A 533-nucleotide genomic window follows, 5' to 3' on the forward strand; every position below is an offset into this window, starting at 1 on the left:
GGCCAGATGGACCGCTGGAACATCGTCGCGACCCTGAACTACCTGCCGCACGCGCAGGAGACGGAGATCGTGCTGGCCAAGCTCGGCGTGACCGGCGACGCCAAGATGAAGAAGCAGGTCGAGGCCATGGTGGCCCTCGCCGACCTCACGCGCGCGGGCTTCATCGCCGGCGACATCTCGACCGTCATGTCGCCGCGCACGGTCATCACCTGGGCCGACAACACGCGCATCTTCGGCGATGTCGGCTTCGCCTTCCGGCTGACCTTCCTGAACAAGTGCGACGAGGCCGAGCGCTCGACGGTGGCGGAGTACTACCAGCGCTGCTTCAACGCCGAGATCTCGACGGGGCTCTACAAGAAGGCGAGCTAGCAGCGGGATCGAGGCAGGGCCGAGCCCTGCCTCGGCCCGGACCTGACGTGGTGCGGCGCCTTCGCCGCCTCGATCGAACGAGCTGAACATGTCGAAGCAGGACCTCACGCGGCAGGAAGAGTTCAAGCGCGCGACCGCCGGCGCCGTCCGCGCCATCGCCCAGC

The 533-nt window shown here is 67.7% G+C and carries 1 pseudogene; it reads left to right on the forward strand.

What is annotated here, in order from left to right:
* Nucleotides 1–369: pseudogene (locus AC1DWF_RS38170) on the forward strand (cobaltochelatase subunit CobS); the annotation flags it as partial.
* Between the last annotated feature and the right edge of the window lie 164 nt (nt 370–533).

It is taken from the genome of Aminobacter sp. P4_D5, from assembly GCF_056401815.1.